13 protein-coding genes and 1 tRNA gene are annotated in these 20477 nt (G+C 40.8%); 10 read left to right on the forward strand and 4 right to left on the reverse strand.

Going from position 1 to position 20477, the window contains the following annotated elements:
* Positions 1-27 precede the first annotated feature (27 nt).
* The 4 genes from BUA60_RS05730 (at position 28) to BUA60_RS05745 (ending at position 7078) form a co-directional block, all read left to right on the forward strand.
* Positions 28-1380 carry an alpha-L-fucosidase gene (locus tag BUA60_RS05730; RefSeq protein WP_072860712.1) on the forward strand — a complete coding sequence of 451 codons (1353 nt, stop codon included), beginning with the start codon at positions 28-30 and terminating at the stop codon, positions 1378-1380.
* Positions 1381-1519: 139 nt separating this feature from the next.
* Complete coding sequence (locus BUA60_RS22975) at positions 1520-4615, forward strand: alpha-L-fucosidase (protein WP_072860713.1); 3096 nt, start codon at positions 1520-1522, stop codon at positions 4613-4615.
* Positions 4616-4702: 87 nt separating this feature from the next.
* Positions 4703-5500 carry a DUF4886 domain-containing protein gene (locus BUA60_RS05740; RefSeq protein ID WP_072860714.1) on the forward strand — a complete coding sequence of 266 codons (798 nt, stop codon included), beginning with the start codon at positions 4703-4705 and terminating at the stop codon, positions 5498-5500.
* Positions 5501-5578: 78 nt separating this feature from the next.
* Entirely contained in the window at positions 5579-7078 is a 1500-nt protein-coding gene (locus tag BUA60_RS05745) for a glycoside hydrolase family 88 protein (RefSeq protein WP_072860715.1), read from the forward strand.
* A gap of 199 nt (positions 7079-7277) precedes the next feature.
* On the opposite strand, the gene BUA60_RS05750 is transcribed toward BUA60_RS05745, so the two are convergent.
* Both BUA60_RS05750 and BUA60_RS05755 read right to left on the reverse strand, forming a co-directional pair.
* Positions 7278-8864 carry a CehA/McbA family metallohydrolase gene (locus BUA60_RS05750; RefSeq protein ID WP_072860716.1) on the reverse strand — a complete coding sequence of 529 codons (1587 nt, stop codon included), beginning with the start codon at positions 8862-8864 and terminating at the stop codon, positions 7278-7280.
* A 554-nt stretch (positions 8865-9418) separates the two neighbouring features.
* Positions 9419-9799: a DoxX family protein gene (locus BUA60_RS05755; protein WP_072860717.1), complete on the reverse strand. Its 381-nt coding sequence runs from the start codon at positions 9797-9799 to the stop codon at positions 9419-9421.
* Between the two features lie 107 nt (positions 9800-9906).
* Between BUA60_RS05755 and BUA60_RS05760 the strand changes: the two genes are divergently transcribed.
* Positions 9907-10281, forward strand: coding sequence for a winged helix-turn-helix transcriptional regulator (locus BUA60_RS05760; RefSeq protein WP_072860718.1), 375 nt, complete (start codon positions 9907-9909; stop codon positions 10279-10281).
* A 320-nt stretch (positions 10282-10601) separates the two neighbouring features.
* On the opposite strand, the gene BUA60_RS05765 is transcribed toward BUA60_RS05760, so the two are convergent.
* Positions 10602-10674 (reverse strand) — tRNA-Met (locus BUA60_RS05765).
* A gap of 352 nt (positions 10675-11026) precedes the next feature.
* On the opposite strand from BUA60_RS05765, the gene BUA60_RS05770 reads away from it, so the two are divergent.
* The 3 genes from BUA60_RS05770 to BUA60_RS05780 all read left to right on the forward strand — a co-directional run bounded on the left by BUA60_RS05770 (position 11027) and on the right by BUA60_RS05780 (position 15118).
* Positions 11027-12508, forward strand: coding sequence for a Na+/H+ antiporter NhaC family protein (locus BUA60_RS05770; RefSeq protein WP_072860719.1), 1482 nt, complete (start codon positions 11027-11029; stop codon positions 12506-12508).
* A gap of 48 nt (positions 12509-12556) precedes the next feature.
* Positions 12557-13441 (forward strand): GTPase Era, encoded by an 885-nt coding sequence (gene era, locus BUA60_RS05775; RefSeq protein ID WP_072860720.1) that lies wholly within the window; start codon positions 12557-12559, stop codon positions 13439-13441.
* 153 nt (positions 13442-13594) lie between these two features.
* Positions 13595-15118 carry a choice-of-anchor I family protein gene (locus BUA60_RS05780; protein WP_072860721.1) on the forward strand — a complete coding sequence of 508 codons (1524 nt, stop codon included), beginning with the start codon at positions 13595-13597 and terminating at the stop codon, positions 15116-15118.
* Positions 15119-15454: 336 nt separating this feature from the next.
* Here BUA60_RS05780 and BUA60_RS05785 read toward each other — a convergent pair whose 3' ends face one another.
* Positions 15455-15946: a GTP-binding protein gene (locus tag BUA60_RS05785; protein ID WP_072860722.1), complete on the reverse strand. Its 492-nt coding sequence runs from the start codon at positions 15944-15946 to the stop codon at positions 15455-15457.
* 79 nt (positions 15947-16025) lie between these two features.
* On the opposite strand from BUA60_RS05785, the gene der reads away from it, so the two are divergent.
* Positions 16026-17330 (forward strand): ribosome biogenesis GTPase Der, encoded by a 1305-nt coding sequence (gene der, locus BUA60_RS05790; RefSeq protein WP_072860723.1) that lies wholly within the window; start codon positions 16026-16028, stop codon positions 17328-17330.
* A 132-nt stretch (positions 17331-17462) separates the two neighbouring features.
* On the forward strand, positions 17463-20228 hold the full coding sequence (locus BUA60_RS05795; protein WP_072860724.1) for an outer membrane beta-barrel protein: 2766 nt from the start codon (positions 17463-17465) through the stop codon (positions 20226-20228).
* Positions 20229-20477: the final 249 nt, after the last annotated feature.

A 20477-nucleotide genomic window follows, 5' to 3' on the forward strand; every position in this document is an offset into this window, starting at 1 on the left:
ATAAATTATAAATCATTATTTTCCGATATGAACATTATAAAATCCACATTTTTTTTCTTAATTGTCTTTATAAGCGGGTCATCCTGCAAAAGAGAGAATAATCTTGTCTTGCCGACCCAGTCCCAAATAGAATGGGCAGATGCAGAGGTCGGTGCACTTTTTCACCTCGATGTCCAAGTGTTCGAGCCCGATTACGAATGGCGCAAGACAAGGAACTATCAACCTGACCCGTCGGTATTTAATCCCGAGAAACTCGACACCGACCAATGGATTCGGTCTGCTAAAGCTGCAGGGGCGACCTATGCCGTGTTAGTTGCCAAACATTGTAGCGGTTTTAGCCTTTGGCCGACAAAAGCCCACGAATACAGCGTAAAAAATTCACCATGGAAGAATGGGCAGGGAGATATCGTAAAAGACTTTATTGCGTCATGTAAGAAATATGATGTGAAGCCTGGCTTGTATGCCAGTGCTTCCGCCAATGCTTATTTTCACGTTGATAATCCGGGATTGGTTTTGTCCGGGGATCCTGAGGAGCAAAAAAGATACAATGAAGTAGTGAAGACCCAGCTCACGGAATTATGGAGTCAATATGGGGAACTATTTGAAATTTGGTTCGATGGAGGAGTTTTGCCACCAGAAAAAGGTGGGATTGACATGCTTTCTCTCCTTGAAAAATACCAACCTGACGCAATTGCTTTTCAGGGTCCATTCGGATACGAGAACAACATCCGTTGGGTGGGAAATGAAGATGGTGTAGCTCCTTATCCCTGTTGGGCAACAGCGGATTCTACGACTACTGCGACCGGTATGGTTCAAATTAAAGGCTTGAACGGAGATCCTGCTGGTAAATATTGGTGCCCAGGAGAAGCAGATTTCCCTTTACGTAGACATGCTTTTCAGGGAGGCTGGTTCTGGCAGGAAGGAGAAGAGAGGACCATCCGGAGTGTGGATGATTTGATGGAAAGGTATGTTCAAACTGTGGGCCGCAACACAAATATGTTACTAGGAATCGTAATTGATGACAGGGGCTTGGTCCCAGAGGCTGATTTTGAAAGACTTCAAAAGTTCGGTGAAACAATTGATCAAAAGTTTTCAAAGTCTTTAGGGTCTATATCCGGAGAAGGAAACGAACTGACAATAACCTTCAACAGACCACAGGAAGTAAATCATGTTGTGATAAAGGAAGATATACCTAAAGGAGAGCGGGTCAGGGAATACGTTATTTATGGAAAAACCAACAAAGGGTGGGAATTATTGAGTAATGGCCAGAGTATAGGCCATAAGAGGATCGAAGTACTGACCCCTCAAGCGCTATTAGGCATAAGGCTCAAAGTGACCGCTTCCGTAGGTGTTCCTAAATTAAGTTTAAATTGTTTTTGATTTGCTCTACTCTTCGTAGCTAGAATACAGGATTAAAGTAAAATATGCACAGGGAATAGTGTGCAAATGCAAATCTGAATTTTCTGATTAAGAAAAAATAACTAGCAAAAACTGGATACACTCTAATCCATATAATTCAATGAAACGGAATTTTTTAAAAATAGGATTATGTTTGTTCATTACGATTCAATTTTCAATTTTCGTAAATGGTCAAAAACGAAAAATTGCCTGTGTAGGCAATAGTATAACCTATGGCGCCAAGATAGATAACAGGGAGGTTAACAGCTATCCGGCGCAACTGGGGTCAATACTGGGCGATGGTTACGATGTACAAAACTTTGGGGTCAGCGGTACAACTTTGTTGCGCAAGGGCAATCTGTCCTACTGGAAAACGGAGGCTTATCAAAAAGCGATGGATTTCCTGCCAGATTGGGTGTTCATCAAGTTGGGTACCAATGATACCAAACCTATCAACAGGGGGCATTTGGATGATTATATTCAGGATTACAAAGATCTGATCGAATCCTTTAAAAAGTTGCCGAGCAATCCGCGGGTCGTTTTATTATTGCCTGTTCCTGTATTTTCCAATGACAGTATCGGTATAACGGCACAGTTAGTGCGTGAAAAACTATTGCCCATGGTCAGGGAGGTGGCCTATGACACGGGAAGCGAAATAATAAACCTCTATAATTTAATGATCGAATCTCCAGAGCTGTTCCCCGACAAGGTCCATCCGTCGGTAGCAGGTGCAAAGGTCATTGCCAGAAGGATAAGTGAATTGGTCAAAATGAAAACCATTGAACCAGTGGATTTTTCCACGTATTTGCCAAAGGATGTTAGTACTTTTAATTTCCATGGTTTTCAGGGACACGATTTTATTTTCAAGGAGCGCAATGCTAAAATTGTTATGCCCAAACAGACCGCTATAGGCAAGCCTTGGATTTGGCGCGCCCGCTTCTGGGGACACGAGCCGCAGGCAGACATCGCTTTGCTGGAAAGAGGCTTCCATTTAGTTTATTGCGATGTTGCAGAAATGTTCGGTAACGATAAGGCTTTATCCATTTGGGATGGTTTTTATCAACTACTTACCAAGGCTGGTCTGGCAAAGAAATCAGTGATGGAAGGAATGAGTAGGGGCGGAGTATATATCTATCGATGGGCGGCAAAATATCCGGAAAGAGTTTCGGGAGTTTATGCGGATGCCCCGGTCCTTGATTTGAAAAGCTGGCCTGGGGGCAAAGGACGATCTAAGGGCAGTGCGGAAACATGGGATACTTTCAAGCGGGACTTTAGCTTTGGAACGGAAGGGGAGGCCTTGAAATTCAAAGGGAATCCCATGGATCTAACGCAAAAGATCGCCAAGGCTGGATTTCCAATGTTGCATGTAGTGGGTGATGCAGATGTTGTAGTACCTGTTTCTGAAAACACACTCCCCTTTGAACAAAAAATAAAGGAAGCAGGGGGTATGATCAATGTTATTCATAAACCTGGGGTAGGGCATCACCCCCACAGTCTTCAAAATCCAAAGCCCATTGTGGATTTCGCCTTGCTGGCAACCGATTATCGGGTGACCCAGAATATGATTTCGCTGCCATCGGGTCCCCAAGCACATTGGCAAAAGAACGAAAGGCTCATGTTCATCCATTTCGCACCGAATACCTGGACGGGACTTAGCCAAGATGATAATTCTCTTCCGATGGGGAGGCTAAATCCATCCAAACTCGATACTAACCAATGGTGTGAAGTAGCCAAATCTTGGGGGGCGACTATGATAGTGTTTGTTGCTAAACATTCCGGAGGATTTTGTTGGTGGCAGACCGATACTACTGATTATAGTGTGAAGAATATACCTTGGAAAGACGGAAAGGGCGACGTACTTGAGGAACTGTCACAATCGTGTGACAAATTCGGACTGGAGCTTGGCGTATATATTTATCCCGGTGACAAAACTTGGGGAGCTGGCCTAGGAAGTGGTGGCCGTACCAAAGATCCTAGTAAGCAGGAAGCTTATAATAAAGTGTTCCGACAGCAATTGACCGAAGTCCTGTCCAAGTACAGACCAATGAAAGAAGTATGGTTTGATGGGAGCTGTGTGATAGACATCGCCGATATTCTTGAAGAACATGCCAGTGATGCCGTAATTTTTCAGGGTCCCCAGGCGACCATCCGTTGGGTGGGCAACGAAAGGGGAATTGCTCCATACCCCAATTGGTATACTCTTGACAACTCCGATTTGGCCACAGGGCAATCAACGGCACTGTCTTCCGACCCTGAGGGTGAAGCCTATGCCCCTGTAGAGGTAGATGTTCCCTTTTTGATGAACGATCGTTCCTACAGCTGGTTCTGGGCTCCCAACACGGACAATATGATAATGAGTGTAGCTGATTTAATGGATGTTTACAAAAAATCAGTGGGCCGTGGAAGTTCATTGTTATTGAATGCTACTCCTGATACGACCGGGTTGATTCCAAAAACGCATGTAAAACGCTACAAGGCATTCGGAAAGGAAATTGCCAGAAGGTTCGATAAACCTATAGCCTCGGTTTCGGGAAAGGGGAATGTACTGGAGATTGACCTTAAAAAATCAATAAACGTTAATTGTGCCATTATACAAGAAGAAATTTTGAAGGGGCAACGGGTACGTAAATTTGAGATTGAGGGATATTCAAAAGGCACATGGAAAACCTTGAAAGAGGGTACCTCTGTAGGCAGTAAACGAATTGAGGAATTTCCCCCATTAACAATTTCCAAAGTAAGGCTCCGAATATCTGAAGCTATTGCAACTCCATCAATTATCAATTTTGCCGTTTATAATATCGAATTATTTAGGTCAGATACCGATGTCAATTTGGCTAACGAGCCAATAACTGTTGGTGGTTGGGACAATGAAACCTATTCCGAAGAATGGGAAGATTTCAGTATTGATTTAACACCGCACTTAGTAAATAAAGTAGGTCAGTTCCAATTGAAGTTCCAATACATTACCCATGACCGTGGATTTGAAAATGCAGAATCCGGTGGATATGGACTTGCCTTTAAGGATTGGAAAATTGTAATAAACGATGAACCCAATCCCGATGCCATTCAAATGAAAGGTAATCGAACATTCATGATTAACAATTCGCAACATTTTACAAATAAAAATACTGCCCATGTTGAATTCAAAACGCAGATTCGAACTAAACCTGGACGCTCGATAGGAACAATTGAATTAAAGATGATTCAGTTCGAGTAAATTAGTTATTCGGCGTTAACATACATTAAATCAGTTATTTGATGAGAATTTCGGAATTAATATAATCAAAATCTATATGAGTCACCTATGATAAAGAAAGCTTTCAAATTTTATGTAATTCTGTCAGTGGCATTTTTTACCCATCCAGGTAAAGCATTTGCAAAAGATCCTTCAACAAGGGTATCGGATACCATCCGGATCTTGACCATTGGCAATAGTTTTGCGGATAATGCCTGCAAATATTTGAAACAAATTACAGAATCGGTAGAAGGCTGCAATATTATTATTGGGAAGGCAAATATTGGGGGATGCCATTTGGAAAAACATGCTGACCTTATGAGGCAAAGTGAATTGGATCCGTCACTTAAACCTCATAATGGCAAGACTTTAAAAGAATGGTTGCTAACCAATGATTGGGATATTGTTACCATTCAACAGGTAAGCCATCTTAGTTTTAAGGCGGAAACCTACCAGCCCTACGCGGATGAAATTCGTAATTACGTAAAAAAATATGCTCCCCGGGCCAAAATTTACATTCATGAAACCTGGGCCTATGCTCAGGATTGTCCTCGTTTGACGGACTTTGGGATTACGTCGGAGCAAATGTACCACGGGCTGAAGAAAAATTATCAAGTCCTGTCCAAACGTTACAGTTCGCCCATTTTACCATCTGGTGACGCCTTTAATAGATCTTTCAAGAAAAGGGAAGAAATCGATCTTTGGAGCTCAAATGATCGGTTCCATGCCAACGAAAATGGATGCTACTTGGCCGCCTGTGTTTGGTTTAAGGAGTTGTTTGGGAAATCACCAAAAAAAATAAAATACAGACCGGAGGAAGTATCCAAAAAAACGGCTCGATACTTAAGAAGGGTTGCCTCAAAGTAGCACCGTCTTTTAAAGAGCAAAATGGCAAACGCACTTAATTGTCCATAAAATAATTAGGTATAACCAACTATCCAAAAAATGAAACGTCGAAAATTTTTAGAAACAGTACCACCTGTAGGATTGGGGCTTTTTGTTGTTCCAAATTTAACGCTTTGTTCTTCTTCCATCCAAGAAAAATGGAATGGGGCAATCAGGGTTCCCTTGAGTGTTATAGGTAGTTCTGCTAAAATTCCGAGTGATAAAAGGATTGCATTTGGATGGTCTCCGCACGTACTTAATCCTGATGACGAAGTGTTGTTGAAATCCAAGCAATTGCCCCGGGATGCATATGTTTTTTTACGCATATCGGTTGCACTGGAAATGTGGGACCAGGCCATCTTACAGGTATTTGTTCCAGATGAGGGGGAAACCCAGTTAGGGATTCTTGATATCAGGCATTCTTCGGTACTGGTTCCTTATGAATTGAAGATAGATAGTAAACATATTTCTTTGATCAATAAATACGGTATAAAAGTAAAGCTTCTGACCTCCAAACCTTTTGGTTTTTTTAATCAACCTTCAACTGAGGTCGGTAATAATGTATTCACCCCGCATTTCCTATTGTCCCCTAGTGAAAAGGGTACAGTTCCTGATTTTTTAAATTTCTTTATGTCGATTGATTCGGTTCAGGCATTTGGTTGGCGGGAAGGTACCGTACTGGATGGCCTATGGCAGTTATATTCCTTGAAAGGGGAGGAGAAGGCACTGACGGCAATTAAGGAACATTTTGATTTGTTTTTTGAGGGGGAGAATTTAAAGTATGAAAACTCTAGGAACGACCCCAGAGATAACAAAATTGATGGGATAGAGTCAACCATCCCATATGCAACCCTGGCCCGGATTCATCCGGACCACCCCATATTAAAAACGGTCATAGAGGCCTGGGATAGTTATGCCCAAGAAAATGGTATGGTCACCGATGGGCCTACGGTAACCGCCGAAGGATGTTATACTGTGGCCTACCCAATGGCCGTGATAGGTAAAGTTTGGAATGATCCTGCTTTAAAAAAGAGAGCGCTCGAACAACTAAAACATCGGTTTGTACTGATAGAAAATGGTAATCTAAATCTAAGGTATCATAGTGATAAGGGATCATATAGCTATAAGAACTGGGCACGAGGGGCTGCATGGACGTTACTGGGTTTTGCCAGAACACTATCCGAACTAAAGGGAGAAATTCAAGATCGGGAGATTATCAATAAATTCAAGGAAGGGGTAGATAATGCCATTTCTATGCAAAAGGAAAATGGGCTATGGAACGGGTTTATGGATGCCGAAAATGCACCCGACACCTCAGGGTCTGCTGGGATTTCCGCCGCTATTTTGATCGGGGTAAAGGAAGGTTTTTTGCCCACAACTTACAGACAGTATGCTGAAAAGTGCTGGACGGCACTGCAAAACTATTTGACCCCTGATGGTCTTTTAAAGGAAGTTTCCCAGGACAATAGGGGAGGGTTACAATTACAACAAGGTAATTATAGGGTAATTGCCCAAATGGGAATGGGATTGATGGCCCAGTTATATGCAAATAGGGAATAGAAATATATGATTAGGGGTAGTGTCTAATAATTAAGAGAATTGAGTTAGTTGAGTTTAAACCGGTGTTGTGAATTCAATGCCGGTTTATTATTTTTAATATAATTTAACGCCATCACAAACAATTTTACGTTTACGTTTGAAAAACATTTCTGAGCGTATCGGATAAGAACTCTTGATGTACAATCTTTAATCCGGACTTCTATTTTTCTCTCAATGTTTCAATGATTTTTCGTGTTTCGGCAATTCTTTTTTGTAGCGGGTTACGATACCTCCAAGCACTCATATCTACCCGATCGTTGGGTTGCTCCAATTCCGCTTCAAGTTCATCCAGATACTTTTCGTTTAATGACAAGTAGTCATCGAATGTTTCTGGGTTGTGAAAACCCCCGTCATTTACAGTAATATAAATGGGTGTAGTATGGGCAACTTGATTTGGGCCTGCATAACAGCGTGCGGCTATCCAAGTCCCTTTTTCTACTTCAAGATCAAAGTTCAATTCCATGTTTTCCAACGATTGAACCTCCCCATTAGGAGTTATTTCTTTCAACACTTTTCCATGGGATATTATCTCCAACTTTGAAAGTGGAATTTGGTCTTTATTTCCTAAAGCTTTTGCCTTAATGGAGACTTTTTGCGGTGCCGACAATTTAATTTCATCACCTGGGAGATGATCATCGATACTAAAAACAAGCATAGGGCCGGACGAGACAAACGTATGTCCTTCCTTTAGATTTTTCTTCCAAGATGCATATTCAAATTTTCCATCTATCCAAGTATAAAACCTTACATTGCCAATTCGGGCATTCCAACTAGGGTCGTTGGTGCCAAATGAAGGACCAAGGCCACACCAGGGAAAGTCGGATCCTGCCGTTGCCGTAAGTTTATAGCCCAAATCCAGAAAGTGGTAGTAATTTTGGGTTAGCAGAGGGCCCCCATTGACACAAAATTGGAGCAGTTCAAGAAAGTCCACTTTGCCGCTTAGCACATCTAACGTCATACCCCTTGAGCCATTAAAGGACATACCTTGATGGGCATACCCAGTTATCCCGTTCAATTCATGAACCTTATCGAATATCTTGTCGTATTCGTAATAGTCTTTTTGTTGCCGAACAAAATCATCGGCTACCAAGGCGATTGTATGACCAATTTGGTGAGTCCTTGGGTCCTCCTGGCCAGTGGAAAGTAAGCTTTCATTCTCTCCATATGTCCCATCTTCCCCAAATGCATATTGGGAAAAATAGGTTGCCCAGAAATCTCCCATTTGAAGTAAGACCCCCACATTTAGCCCTTCGGCTTCGACCCATTTCAAGATTAGTGGGTTTTCTCTTGGAGACCGGCGAATATGAATGTGGTCATCGGCGGAATACCAACCTAAATCTGACATTTTAACCCACCTTTTCATCTCAAAACTAAAAGTGTTGCCTCCACTTTCCTTAACTTCGATAGTATGCGCCTGATCTAAATATTCAAACCCTTTTGATAGGGTAATTTTATATTTTCCAGGGCGTAGATCAATATTAAAATGGCCATCAATATAATAGGTGCTATCTGGTTGAAAACCGTAGCGTTCCGCTTTGTCGTCCCTTCCGTACATAATAGAAATAGCCTCCTTGGGGATACCGGCCACATATCCAACAGAATCGGTGATTTTAGCTCGTACCGGAGTTGGCTTTCCTGTATTTTGATCCGTCACCGTAACCTTGATGGAAGTTGTACTATTTTGGCAAAGACAATGGAACGAAAAGGTAAAACATAAAAAGACAAGGACTATTTTCAGTGGGTTCATTTTGGGTGATTTAACTATTGGCCTTTTTAAAGTTAACAATTAAAAATCATCTTGAATTTTTATAGCCCCAGATTTATATGCAACTTATAAATTATGCTGCTTTTGGGGCCTTTGTTCCTTTTTTTTATAACGTAAAATGAAATTAGCTTACTTGAAGTGAAAAAAACACCACAGCCACACTTTCACCCTCTACATAAATAATCTTATAATTGTGTAACTAGCTAGTAATCAAATATTAAATATTGTTATGATATTTGGAAACCCTTGTTTAACCATAGCCCATGCAGTGAAATTCATCATACTATCACCTGGTCATCACCAAAGCAGTACCATAGGATAGCCCGCTTAAGGTAAGTGGCTTTTTATGTATAACCTTACGTGAATATGGTTTCACCCTATGGTGATGTATGGTGTTCTAAGGTGTTATAGAATGCGACAAAGAATCCTGTAATAGGTATTAAATATCATCTAGGATTAATAGGGAATATTGTTGGCACAAGAGTTTTAACCCACTAAAAATTAATTGGTTTGAATTTTCCTTTAGTTGATTTTTTCTATTGCATTTTTATGATTGGTTCGTATTTTCTCCAGTTGGCAACAATTGCCCAAATATTAATTGCGAATAATATTACAGCGATTCCAATTCCCGATAGGTCGTGTACTAAATGGTGGACAAATATTCCAACCATAACGGGAAGGATTATTAAGGCTCCCAGGGCTCTTGTTTTTGGGATTGCTATTAAAAACCCGCCAACGATTTCGGTAATTGCAACAAGAGGAAAAATCCATTTTATTGTCAGAAATCCGCCCATAATCTGCATCATTTCCTCAGACAGTTCAGGCATGGGCATATAGTTGAAAAATTTGTTTAGACCTGAATTGATCATCATTAATCCGAATAGGATACATAAAACTGTAAGAATCTTGTTTTTCATTTATTGATTGTTAATTATACGGCGAAAGTAATTATTTTTGATAACCGTTTGTAATCAGTTACCTTTTGGTAACCAGTTACTTTTAGGTAATCATTAAATTAATAGAGATGAAAAAAAAGGAACATAAAGAGTGTATGTCAGCACTGTTACCGGTAAGGGACACTTTAGATGTGATAGGTGGAAAATGGAAACTTTTAATCCTAATTTCCATTTGGGAAGGAAATAAGCACTTTAGAGAAATAGAACGAAGTATTCCAAAGTTAAGTACCAAAGTGCTATCAAAGGAATTGAAGGATATGGAAGAAAATCAGTTGATTATTAGAACCGTTTTAAATGGTTTTCCTGTTCGAACGGAATATACTCCTACAGAACATTCTAAAACGCTGGGAAAAGTTATCTTGGAATTGCAGAATTGGGGGGTCAATCATAGAAAGAAAATCTTTGGCGTTATGCCCGAAAAAGATAGCTCCTTTAGTGCATAGTGGGGTTATGATATTGGCTAAGGCACAGAGTTAACAGAAGTTATAGATATCCTGTACAATCGCTTCGCTGCGGAAAGGGCCATGGGGGTGGCTTTACAAGGAAAGGCTACTACGCCAAATTTAATGTGGAAACAATTTTAAGAGTTGTGGGAGAACTGGATTCTTTCCTCCGCTGTGCTGCGGAAAGGGCCATGTGGGTGGCTTTACAAAGAAAACCAAGGTCGCTCCGCGCCCTATTCTTTCGTTTTGCTTCAAAGCCAATGCGAGCATTGCTTTTGCGCAAAACAAAAAAACCAGCTATTTCTAGCTGGTTTTCTTTGTAGCGGGAACTGGACTCGAACCAGTGACCTTCGGGTTATGAGCCCGACGAGCTACCTACTGCTCTATCCCGCGATGTATGTTCAATGTACCTTAAAGGTACTGTCATTTTATATTTTTCCAGTCAGAGTAGGTACCCTGTCCTGAGCGTAGTCGAAGGATGCTGCTCTATCCCGCGATGTGCGTTTCCAAAATAGTCAACTTGGCTCTAAACCCTCAGTTCATAATGCTGACTGAATTATTTCGGACTGCAAAGATACATGCTTTTTATGATTTCCCAAATCTATTTTCAATTAAATATTAAAAATGAGACTAAATTTTTATCAAACATTTAAAAATAGATAGTTGTAGTCCTCATTGTCCAAAATCTTTCTATTTTGTATCGATTTTAATTAAAATCCGTCACCTTTAATTCGCCCTATCATCTATGGATAACTATGGTTTTCTCTCAATCTTACCACCTGTAATCGCTATTGTACTGGCGCTCAGAACCAAACAAGTTTATATAGCCCTACTTTTTGGCATATGGTTCTCTTGGGTGATCATCAATGATTGGAATTTCTTTACCGGTACCTTGGCAGCCATTGAAGGGATGGTCAATGTTTTTAAGTCTCCCGGGAATACCAGAACCATAATGTTCAGTGCCCTAGTAGGCGCTTTGCTATTGTTTATACAATACTCCAAAGGGGTAGAAGGATTTATTAACGAGCTTAATAAGGTGATAGCTTATTTTGAGAAAAAACAAAGTGGCTATAGTAGGGTAGTAGTGCAGCTTATGGCCATGTTTACGGGGATTTTGTTGTTTGTAGAAACAAGTATTAGTTCCTTAACGGTAGGCACCCTATATCGTCCGGTTTTCGATAAACTGAAGATCCCCAGGGAAAAATTGGCCTATATCGCCGATTCCAGTTCCGCCCCCTCCTCTATTTTAATTCCCTTTAATGCATGGGGAGCATTTATAATGGGACTTTTGCTTACGCAGGGTATCGAAAATCCGTTTGGAACCATGCTTTCGTCCATAGTTTTTAATTTTTACCCCATCTTGGCAATAGTTATAGTTTTCGTGGTAATAATTACCAAAAAGGATATTGGACCAATGTCGAAAGCGGAAAAGCGCACTAGGGAAACGGGCAAATTGCTGAATGATAACGCCAAACCTATGTTGTCCAGTGAGGTAACCTCCTTTGAATCCAAAGAAGGGATCAAGGCCAGGGCTTATAATATGATCGTTCCCTTGGCAACCATGGTAGTCATGATGCCTTTCTATCTTTCCTACACGGGATGGGATGCCGTGGAGGGTGCAACTTCTTTTGGAGATCATGTGTTTAAGGCGATTGGCCAGGGTTCCGGCTCATCCTCGGTCCTATACGCAGTTCTTACAGCGATTTTGGTTGCCATGGTGCTCTATAGGTCCCAAAAAATTATGAAAACCAAGGAAATGATAGATCTGGTATTGAAGGGTATAAGTGAATTGATGCCACTGGCTTTGTTAATGCTATTGGCCTTTGCTATTGGCGACGCTTGTAATGCCTTGGGTACCGGACAATTTGTTGCAAACTGGTCCAAGGATTGGTTGTCTCCCGCTTTTTTACCGGCAGTTATTTTTGTGATCAGCTCCTTTATAGCATTTTCAACCGGGACTTCCTGGGGCACCTTTGCTATAATGATGGCGATTTCCATGCCGATGGCTGAAATCCATGGCGCACCACTGCCACTAATAGTAGCCGCTACTTTAGGAGGTGGGGTTTTTGGGGACCACTGTTCGCCTATTTCCGACACTTCCATTATCTCCTCCATGGCTTCTGCCAGCGATCATATAGATCATATTAATACCCAATTGCCCTATGCCTTGATCGGCGGTTTAGTAACAGTGCTGCTATATGTAATTTTAGGCTTAATTATGATATAGATGGAAGGATTCCACTACCTTTGCACTTATTAAAGTTAAAAAGGGAAGATGTCGCATAAAGCCGGTTTTGTAAATATTATAGGAAATCCCAATGTGGGGAAATCCACACTTATGAATGCCTTTGTAGGGGAAAAATTATCCATTATCACCTCCAAGGCACAAACTACCCGGCACCGTATTTTGGGAATTGTCAATGGAGATGATTTTCAAGTGGTACTTTCCGATACTCCAGGGATCATAAAGCCCGCCTATGAATTGCAGTCCTCTATGATGGACTTTGTAAAATCTGCCTTTGAAGATGCCGATGTACTTATCTATATGGTCGAAATTGGGGAAAAGGCCTTGAAGGACGAGCGCTTTTTCGAAAAAATTAAAAATAGTACCATTCCTGTATTGCTTTTGTTGAACAAGATTGATGTTTCCGAACAAGGAATCCTGGAAGAACAAGTTCAATATTGGCAGGAACAATTGCCAACGGCCGAAATACATCCCATTTCTGCCCTACAGAATTTTAATGTAAAGGAGGTTTTTATGCGAATTTTGGAATTGCTGCCGGAAGCCCCACCTTATTATCCCAAGGATCAATTAACCGATAAGCCGGAACGCTTTTTTGTAAACGAAACCATTAGGGAAAAAATCCTTCAATTCTATAAAAAGGAAATTCCATACTCCGTTGAGATCGACACCGAGGAATTTTTTGAAGATGAGGATATCATCCGCATGCGGTCCGTCATCATGGTGGAGCGCGATTCCCAGAAAGGTATTATTATAGGCCATAAGGGTAGTGCCCTTAAAAGGGTAGGGGTGGAAGCTCGTAAAGACCTGGAGAAATTCTTCGATAAACAGGTGCATTTGAAACTCTATGTTAAGGTAAACAAGAATTGGAGAAGTGATCCCAATCAGTTGAAGCGCTTTGGCTACAACCAGGGGTAGTTTTCTAACGGTTCGTTTCTAGGGAGGTAAAATTTTCTTAATTCTCTTTACCCACAACATTTAAGCTAGATCCTTAACAATTAGTTATTATTTATTTTACGCTTAGCTTATAGCTGGTTTTCATCTTTGGTTTTAAATAAATAACCAAAGAAAATGAAAAAAACACTTTTAGCACTTTTCGTAGGTGGAACGCTATTCACCTCCTGTATCAAAGATCATATTGGCCATGGTGGCGGTAATGACGATGTAGATGTATCAACCCTTACATTCGCCAAAATAGGTGGGTTTTCCAACGGTGCCGGAGAGGAAGGTTTTGCAGAAATCAGTGCCTTTGATCCAAAGACCAACAAATTGTTTATCGTAAATCCAGTTCAGTCCGAAGTTTCGGTTTGGGATATTTCATCTCCTTCCTCCTCGGTGAAATTGAGCTCAATTTCATTGGCGGGAACGCCAAACAGTGTTGCGGTTCACGACGGACTTTTGGCTGTGGCCGTAGAAAATGCCAATAAGCAAATGAATGGTACGGTACAGACTTATGATACCGAGTCCCAAGCCTTGGTAAATACGTATAATGTAGGGGCATTGCCAGACATGGTTGCTTTTAGTCCTGATGGGAAATATATAATTTCTGCCAATGAAGGGGAGCCAAATGCTGATTATTCGGTAGATCCAGAGGGTTCCATTTCTGTAGTGGACGTTCAAAAAAATGAAGTTAACACTATGTTTTTTACTTCCTATAGTGCGGCTTCAATAGGGAACGATTTTAGGGTTTTTGGTCCGTCGGCAAGTATTGCCCAGGATGTGGAACCGGAATATATAGCAGTTTCGGACGATAGTAAGTTTGCCTATGTAACACTTCAGGAAAATAATGGTATTGCCGTAGTCGATTTAAAGAATAAGACCATTGCCAATGTCTTTGGTCTAGGTGTAAAGGATTATTCTTTTGGGGAAAATAAGATGGACGCCAGCAATAAGGATGACGTGGTAGGGAACTTTCAGAATTGGCCAGTGTTTGGATTCTATATGCCGGATGCCATTACTTTTACCAAGCTAGATGGAATGGATTATATTATTACGGCCAATGAAGGGGATTCTAGGGATTACGATGGATATTCCGAAGAGGAAAGGGTAGAAGATGTAATCTTGGACCCAACTGTTTTCCCTAATGCCGCTGATCTACAAATGGAGGAAAATTTGGGAAGGTTAAAAATTACCACCGCCAATGGTGATATCGATGGCGATGGTGACTTTGATAAAATATATGCCTACGGAGGAAGGTCCTTTACCATCTGGTCTACTTCAGGAACTTTGGTATATGACAGTGCGGATGAAATTGGAAGAAGGACTTTGGAACTTAACCCGTCTTATTTTAATGCCGATGAGGGCGAGGCAGATGGAAGAAGTGATGATAAAGGTGCCGAACCGGAATCTGTAACTACTTTAAAGGTGGGCAACTCTACCTTGTTGTTTGTAGGTTTGGAGCGTACAGGGGGTGTTTTGGTGTATGATATTACCAACCCCAATAGTCCGGAATACGTAAACTGGCTTTTTGATGCCTCGGATATTGCCCCCGAAGGTTTGGTGACTATTTCAGAGGAAAATAGCCCAACAGGAAATGCCTTGGTAATTATCACCAATGAAGTTTCCAACACCGTAGCGATTTACGAAATAAAATAGATTATAAAGTGTATTGTAGGTAATCCCCGGGTATCTGCCTTGTATACTCGGGGATTATTTTTTGTAATAGTCACTTCGACAGAGTCTATTTTCTGGACGACTAGAAGTCGAACATTTTAGGTCGGACCATTGGTGCGGTTTGGTAACTCTAGATATTTATTTGGATGAATAACATTCTCCGATTATTGCTTGGTGGCTGAGCGGAGCCGAAGCCACATTCAATAGTTTTTCTTTCTGACTCTATTCGATTTTGACTACGTTCAATCTACTTTAAGACCATGAAACTTTAAACTAGAAACTTTAAACTAGAAACTTTCAACCAGAAACTTTGAACTTTCAACCTTTGGTATGCCTTAGCATAAACTCATGCAATTGATGCATTTGGGGCTTGCCCTTTCTTTTCCCTATCCTTCCAAATATATAAAGCACAATCCAGGCCAAGACCATTAAGACCATCAAACCGATCTGAAGGCCCATTTCTTTACCCAAAGCCTGATTGGAATAGGCCCAAACCCCAAAAATGATAAATAAGGTGGCCACGCCAAAATGGACAAACATGAAAAACGTCCATAAGGTAGGATTCGGTCCAAACAAGCCATAAATGGTGCTGTTTCCGTCCTCCTGGTCTACTATCTCGATCTGTAATTGCGGCGACCAAAAATGGGTTTCCGCCTTATTAAATTTTATAAAAACATGATGATCGGATACTTTAACGATAAAAGGAGGCTTGTCCACTTCTTGAAACAATTGTAGAATGGGTTGGGCCGGACCCTTTAGGTTAAGCTGGAACCTTGGTCTTAGTACAATTTCGTTGGGTAGGGGTTTCAAACTATTAGGCTGATAATTAGGATAAAAGATACTGTTTTTTCTTCGGATATAAATAGTACTTTTGCATCAAATTAAAAGTATGAGTGCTATAGTAGCCATTGTAGGAAGACCTAATGTAGGCAAATCAACCTTTTTCAATAGATTAATTCAAAGAAGAGAGGCCATTGTTGATGCCGTGAGTGGGGTTACGCGAGATCGTCATTACGGAAAGAGTGATTGGAACGGTGTGGAATTTTCTTTGATCGATACCGGCGGATATGTGTTGGGGAGCGATGACGTTTTTGAAAAGGAAATAGATAAGCAGGTAGAATTGGCCATAGATGAGGCCGATGCCATCATCTTTATGGTGGACGTGGAATCTGGGGTTACCGGAATGGATGAGGATGTAGCCAATTTGTTGAGACGTGTAAATAAGCCCGTTTTCTTGGTGGTCAATAAGGTGGACAACAGTAAAAGAGCCGAGGATGCCGTGGAGTTCTATTCCTTGGGCCTTGGCGAGTATTATACCATTGCCAGTATAAACGGAAGTGGTACGGGCGATTTGTTGGACGATTTGGTAAAGGTATTACCGGAAAAAGAAAAGGAGAAGGACGACTTGCCTCGTTTTGCCGTAGTAGGTAGACCCAACGCTGGAAAATCATCCTTTATCAATGCCCTAATTGGGGAAGAGAGGTACATTGTTACGGACATTGCCGGTACCACTAGGGATAGTATAGATACCAAATACAACCGCTTTGGGTTTGAGTTTAATCTGGTGGATACTGCCGGTATCCGTCGTAAGGCGAAAGTACGCGAAGATCTGGAATTCTATTCCGTAATGCGATCTGTTAGGGCCATTGAGCACTCGGATGTCTGTATTCTTATGTTGGATGCCACCCGTGGTTTTGACGGACAGGTAGAAAATATTTTCTGGTTGGCACAGCGTAACAATAAGGGAATAGTGATCTTGGTTAACAAATGGGATTTGATTGAAGACAAAGAGACCAATACTATTAAACATTACACTCAGAAGATTAAAGAGGCCATAGCACCCTTCACGGATGTGCCCATTCTATTTATCTCGGTTTTAACAAAACAGCGGATTTTCAAGGCCATAGAAACGGCCGTTCAGGTGTATGAAAACAGGCAAAAAAAGGTGGTGACCAGAAAACTGAACGATATTATGTTGCCCATTATAGAAAATTATCCTCCGCCCGCCTATAAGGATAAGTATGTGAAGATAAAATTCTGTACCCAATTGCCTACACCTTATCCACAGTTCGCTTTTTTCTGTAATCTCCCACAATATGTAAGGGAACCTTATAAGCGTTTTCTGGAGAATAAATTAAGGGAGAATTTTGATTTTACAGGGGTGCCGGTAACGGTATTTATGAGGAAGAAATAGGAAACTTTACCTGTATTGGGGTATTTCTAAATACGAGGTCTTAAAGTTCTGTTAACCATTTGGGTCGTAGAAGGTCAAGGGTTATTTTTGGGGGCTTACCATACTACCAAAAATCCGAGACATTTTTACCAAATGAAGAAATTTCACCTTTCTATCCTATTTTCCATTTTATTTTTTGGCCTTTCTTTTTCCCAAGATTTTGTATTGAGCGGGAAGATTGTAGATGCCATTACCCAGGCCCCGTTGGAGGCCTCGACCATTTATGCTGAATCTGTAAAGGACAGTGCTTTGGTGTCATACACCGTATCCGATCAAAAAGGAGTATTTGAATTGGAAGGGGATACCAGTCTTAAGGAGGTAAACGTATTCTTCTCCTATAATGGGTATAAGCCACATTATATAAAGGTTAAACTGGAATCTCAGGTAGATTTGGGAAAAGTGCAATTGGAGGAGCAGGCGCAAGAGTTGGAAGGAGTCCTGATTGTGGGCGATAGGGTGCCGATTACCATTAAAAAGGATACCTTGGAATTTAATGCGGATTCCTTTAAGACAAAGCCCGATGCTAACGTAGAGGACGTATTGAAGAAGTTGCCCGGAGTAGAAGTGGATAGTGATGGCAAGATTACTGTTAACGGAAAGGAAGTAGATCAGGTCCTGGTAAATGGCCAGGTATTCTTTAGTAACGACCCCAAGGTGGCAACCAAAAGTTTGCCCAAGGATATCATAAGTAAGATACAGATTTCGGACACCAAGACCAAAGAGCAGGAGTTTAGTGGAGAAGAAGGGGAAGGGGAAACCAAAACCATTAACCTAACCATAAAGGAAGATAAGAATAAAGGGTATATGGGAAGAATGGCGGCAGGCTATGGTACTGATGAAAGGTATCAGCTCAACGGACTGCTCAATTATTTTAGTAATAAGAAAAGATTGAGTTTTATTGCTAGTTCCAATAATATTAACAATTCCGGATTTTCCTATGACGAGATTTACGATATGGTTGGGAATACCAATGGAGGGTATTCCGGTGCGCAGGAATCTGGCTTGATCAATAACTTTGGAAATGGTATTACCACCTCTTCCAATTTAGGCACCAGTTATGCCAATGCGGAAAAGGGAGAGTACAAGATAGATGCCAATTACTTTTTTGGATACAGTGATTCCTACAACGATCAAAAAACATCCCGGGAGAATATTTTACCGGACAGCAGATACTTTACGGAAAACGAATCTAATTTTGAGGGGTCTACCAATTCCAATCGAGGGGCTGCAAATATTGAATATGATGTAGATGAAACCCTTCGCGTTAGCCTACAGCCCTCCATGAGTGTCAATAGGACCAATTCTGTGAACAGGAATAATACATTTTCTACGGATGAGGAGGGAGATTTGATCAACAGCAATAACCGTATTACGGTCAATGACGGTTTTCAAAGAAATTTTTCCAATAGGTTGAGTGTAATGAAAAAGTTGGATACGATTGGCAAACTGATCACTTTTACCTTTTCCAATGATAATTCCGAAAACAAAAGCACTTCCAACCTTAATTCCGTTAGGGAAATATTTGGGGACGATCCCAGTGTAGAGAACGTGGATCAGCTGTCCGATATCAATAACAAAAACAATTCCTATGAACTGGAAGCCCGTTATAGACAGCCTTTGACTACTAAGCTGTTCCTGGATATTGGCTACGAATTTAAGAATGAGCACAGGGACAATACCAAGGATGTCATGGACTATGATGTAGATGATAATAGGTATAGCCAGTTTAACGAGGCTTTGAGTTCCGATTTCAACTTCGTAAATATTCAACAGTCTCCTTTCTTGGGCTTGCGCCATAACGGGGATAAGCTAAACCTAAGGGTTAACGCCTCTTATGTAATGACCGAGCTGGATAATCAGGACTTCCTGCAAGGGACATCCTTTTCCAAATCGTACAAAAATTTGTTGCTAAGGAGTAGATTAAGGTATTCTTTGGGGAAAAATAGTCGGATTTATTTGCGCTATGACTCCCGACTTAGTCTTCCTTCGGTTAGTCAGTTGCAGCCAGTGCCCAACGTAAACAATCCTTTGAACGTAGTGATTGGTAATCCCAATTTATTGCCAAGTGTGAATCATGGAATAGATCTAAACTACAATAATTATAATTGGAAAGAACGCAGTGGGGTCTTTTTCTATACGGGGCTGGATATACAAAAGGATAGGGTTTCTGCCATATCAACTACCGATGAGAATTTTCTGAGGACCACCAGATATACCAATATAGATGGTAATTACAGCGGATACGGTGGAGTTGGTTATTCCAAGCAGATCAAAAAGGATAGCCTTTATACCTTAAAATTTAATGTAAGGCCACGATTAAGTTACGGTAGGCAGGTTAGTTTTACCAATGGAGTGGAACTTAAGGCCAAAAGGTTTGATGTAACGCCTTATGTATCTACCACCTATAATTATAAAGAGGTTCTGGAAATTGAACCAGGCTATGGTATTTCTTTCAACAATACCACCTACAATCTGGATAATATAGAGGATGTGGAATATACTTCCCAAAATGCCAATCTTAGGGTTACCTCTTACTGGCCTAAAAATTTAATTTGGGGCAATGACCTTCAATATAGTTATAATGGCAATGTTGGTCCAGGATTTAGAAAGGATGCCCTTTTTTGGAATATGAGTCTGGGACTTCAAATATTGGAAGATAAAGGAACCCTTAAAGTGTTGGCCTATGACTTGTTGGATCAAAATATAAATACCCGTAGGACTACAGGGGAAGATTTTATTCAGGACTATCAAGGTACTGTGCTGCAGCAGTATTTTATGGCAAGCTTTACCTATAAGTTTGATCAGTTTGGGGGCAAAAAACCCGATATGGGATCAAGGGGAAGGCGTTATTACAATTAATGCTTTTGTTTGAAGACTTTCTGGTTTGAAGGGTTTCTGGTTTGAAAGGTTTCTGGTTTGGAAGGTTTATTTTCAAATCACCAAATTAACTTAACGTGAGTTGTCTATTAGAAAATTTACGTCAGTCAGAGTGATTTTTGGTAGAAAATCGTATCGAAGACAAGTGAATTTTCGATCAAAAGCCTAATTTCGATACAGTTTTTCTTCGTTTCACTATGAAAAACCACTCAATTTGACGGCTTTTGATTT

Origin of the sequence: Arenibacter palladensis (assembly GCF_900129275.1) — a bacterium.
Lineage (GTDB): Bacteria > Bacteroidota > Bacteroidia > Flavobacteriales > Flavobacteriaceae > Arenibacter > Arenibacter palladensis.

Excerpts from the sequence above, each read along its gene's own strand:
- BUA60_RS05745 (WP_072860715.1), top strand. The coding sequence starts at position 5,579 with ATGAAACGTCGAAAATTTTTAGAAACAGTACCACCTGTAGGATTGGGG.
- BUA60_RS05770 (WP_072860719.1), top strand. The coding sequence starts at position 11,027 with ATGGATAACTATGGTTTTCTCTCAATCTTACCACCTGTAATCGCTATT.
- era (WP_072860720.1), top strand. The coding sequence starts at position 12,557 with ATGTCGCATAAAGCCGGTTTTGTAAATATTATAGGAAATCCCAATGTG.
- BUA60_RS22975 (WP_072860713.1), top strand. The coding sequence starts at position 1,520 with ATGAAACGGAATTTTTTAAAAATAGGATTATGTTTGTTCATTACGATT.
- BUA60_RS05795 (WP_072860724.1), top strand. The coding sequence starts at position 17,463 with ATGAAGAAATTTCACCTTTCTATCCTATTTTCCATTTTATTTTTTGGC.
- BUA60_RS05755 (WP_072860717.1), bottom strand. The coding sequence starts at position 9,799 with ATGAAAAACAAGATTCTTACAGTTTTATGTATCCTATTCGGATTAATG.
- BUA60_RS05740 (WP_072860714.1), top strand. The coding sequence starts at position 4,703 with ATGATAAAGAAAGCTTTCAAATTTTATGTAATTCTGTCAGTGGCATTT.
- BUA60_RS05750 (WP_072860716.1), bottom strand. The coding sequence starts at position 8,864 with ATGAACCCACTGAAAATAGTCCTTGTCTTTTTATGTTTTACCTTTTCG.
- der (WP_072860723.1), top strand. The coding sequence starts at position 16,026 with ATGAGTGCTATAGTAGCCATTGTAGGAAGACCTAATGTAGGCAAATCA.
- BUA60_RS05760 (WP_072860718.1), top strand. The coding sequence starts at position 9,907 with ATGAAAAAAAAGGAACATAAAGAGTGTATGTCAGCACTGTTACCGGTA.
- BUA60_RS05730 (WP_072860712.1), top strand. The coding sequence starts at position 28 with ATGAACATTATAAAATCCACATTTTTTTTCTTAATTGTCTTTATAAGC.
- BUA60_RS05780 (WP_072860721.1), top strand. The coding sequence starts at position 13,595 with ATGAAAAAAACACTTTTAGCACTTTTCGTAGGTGGAACGCTATTCACC.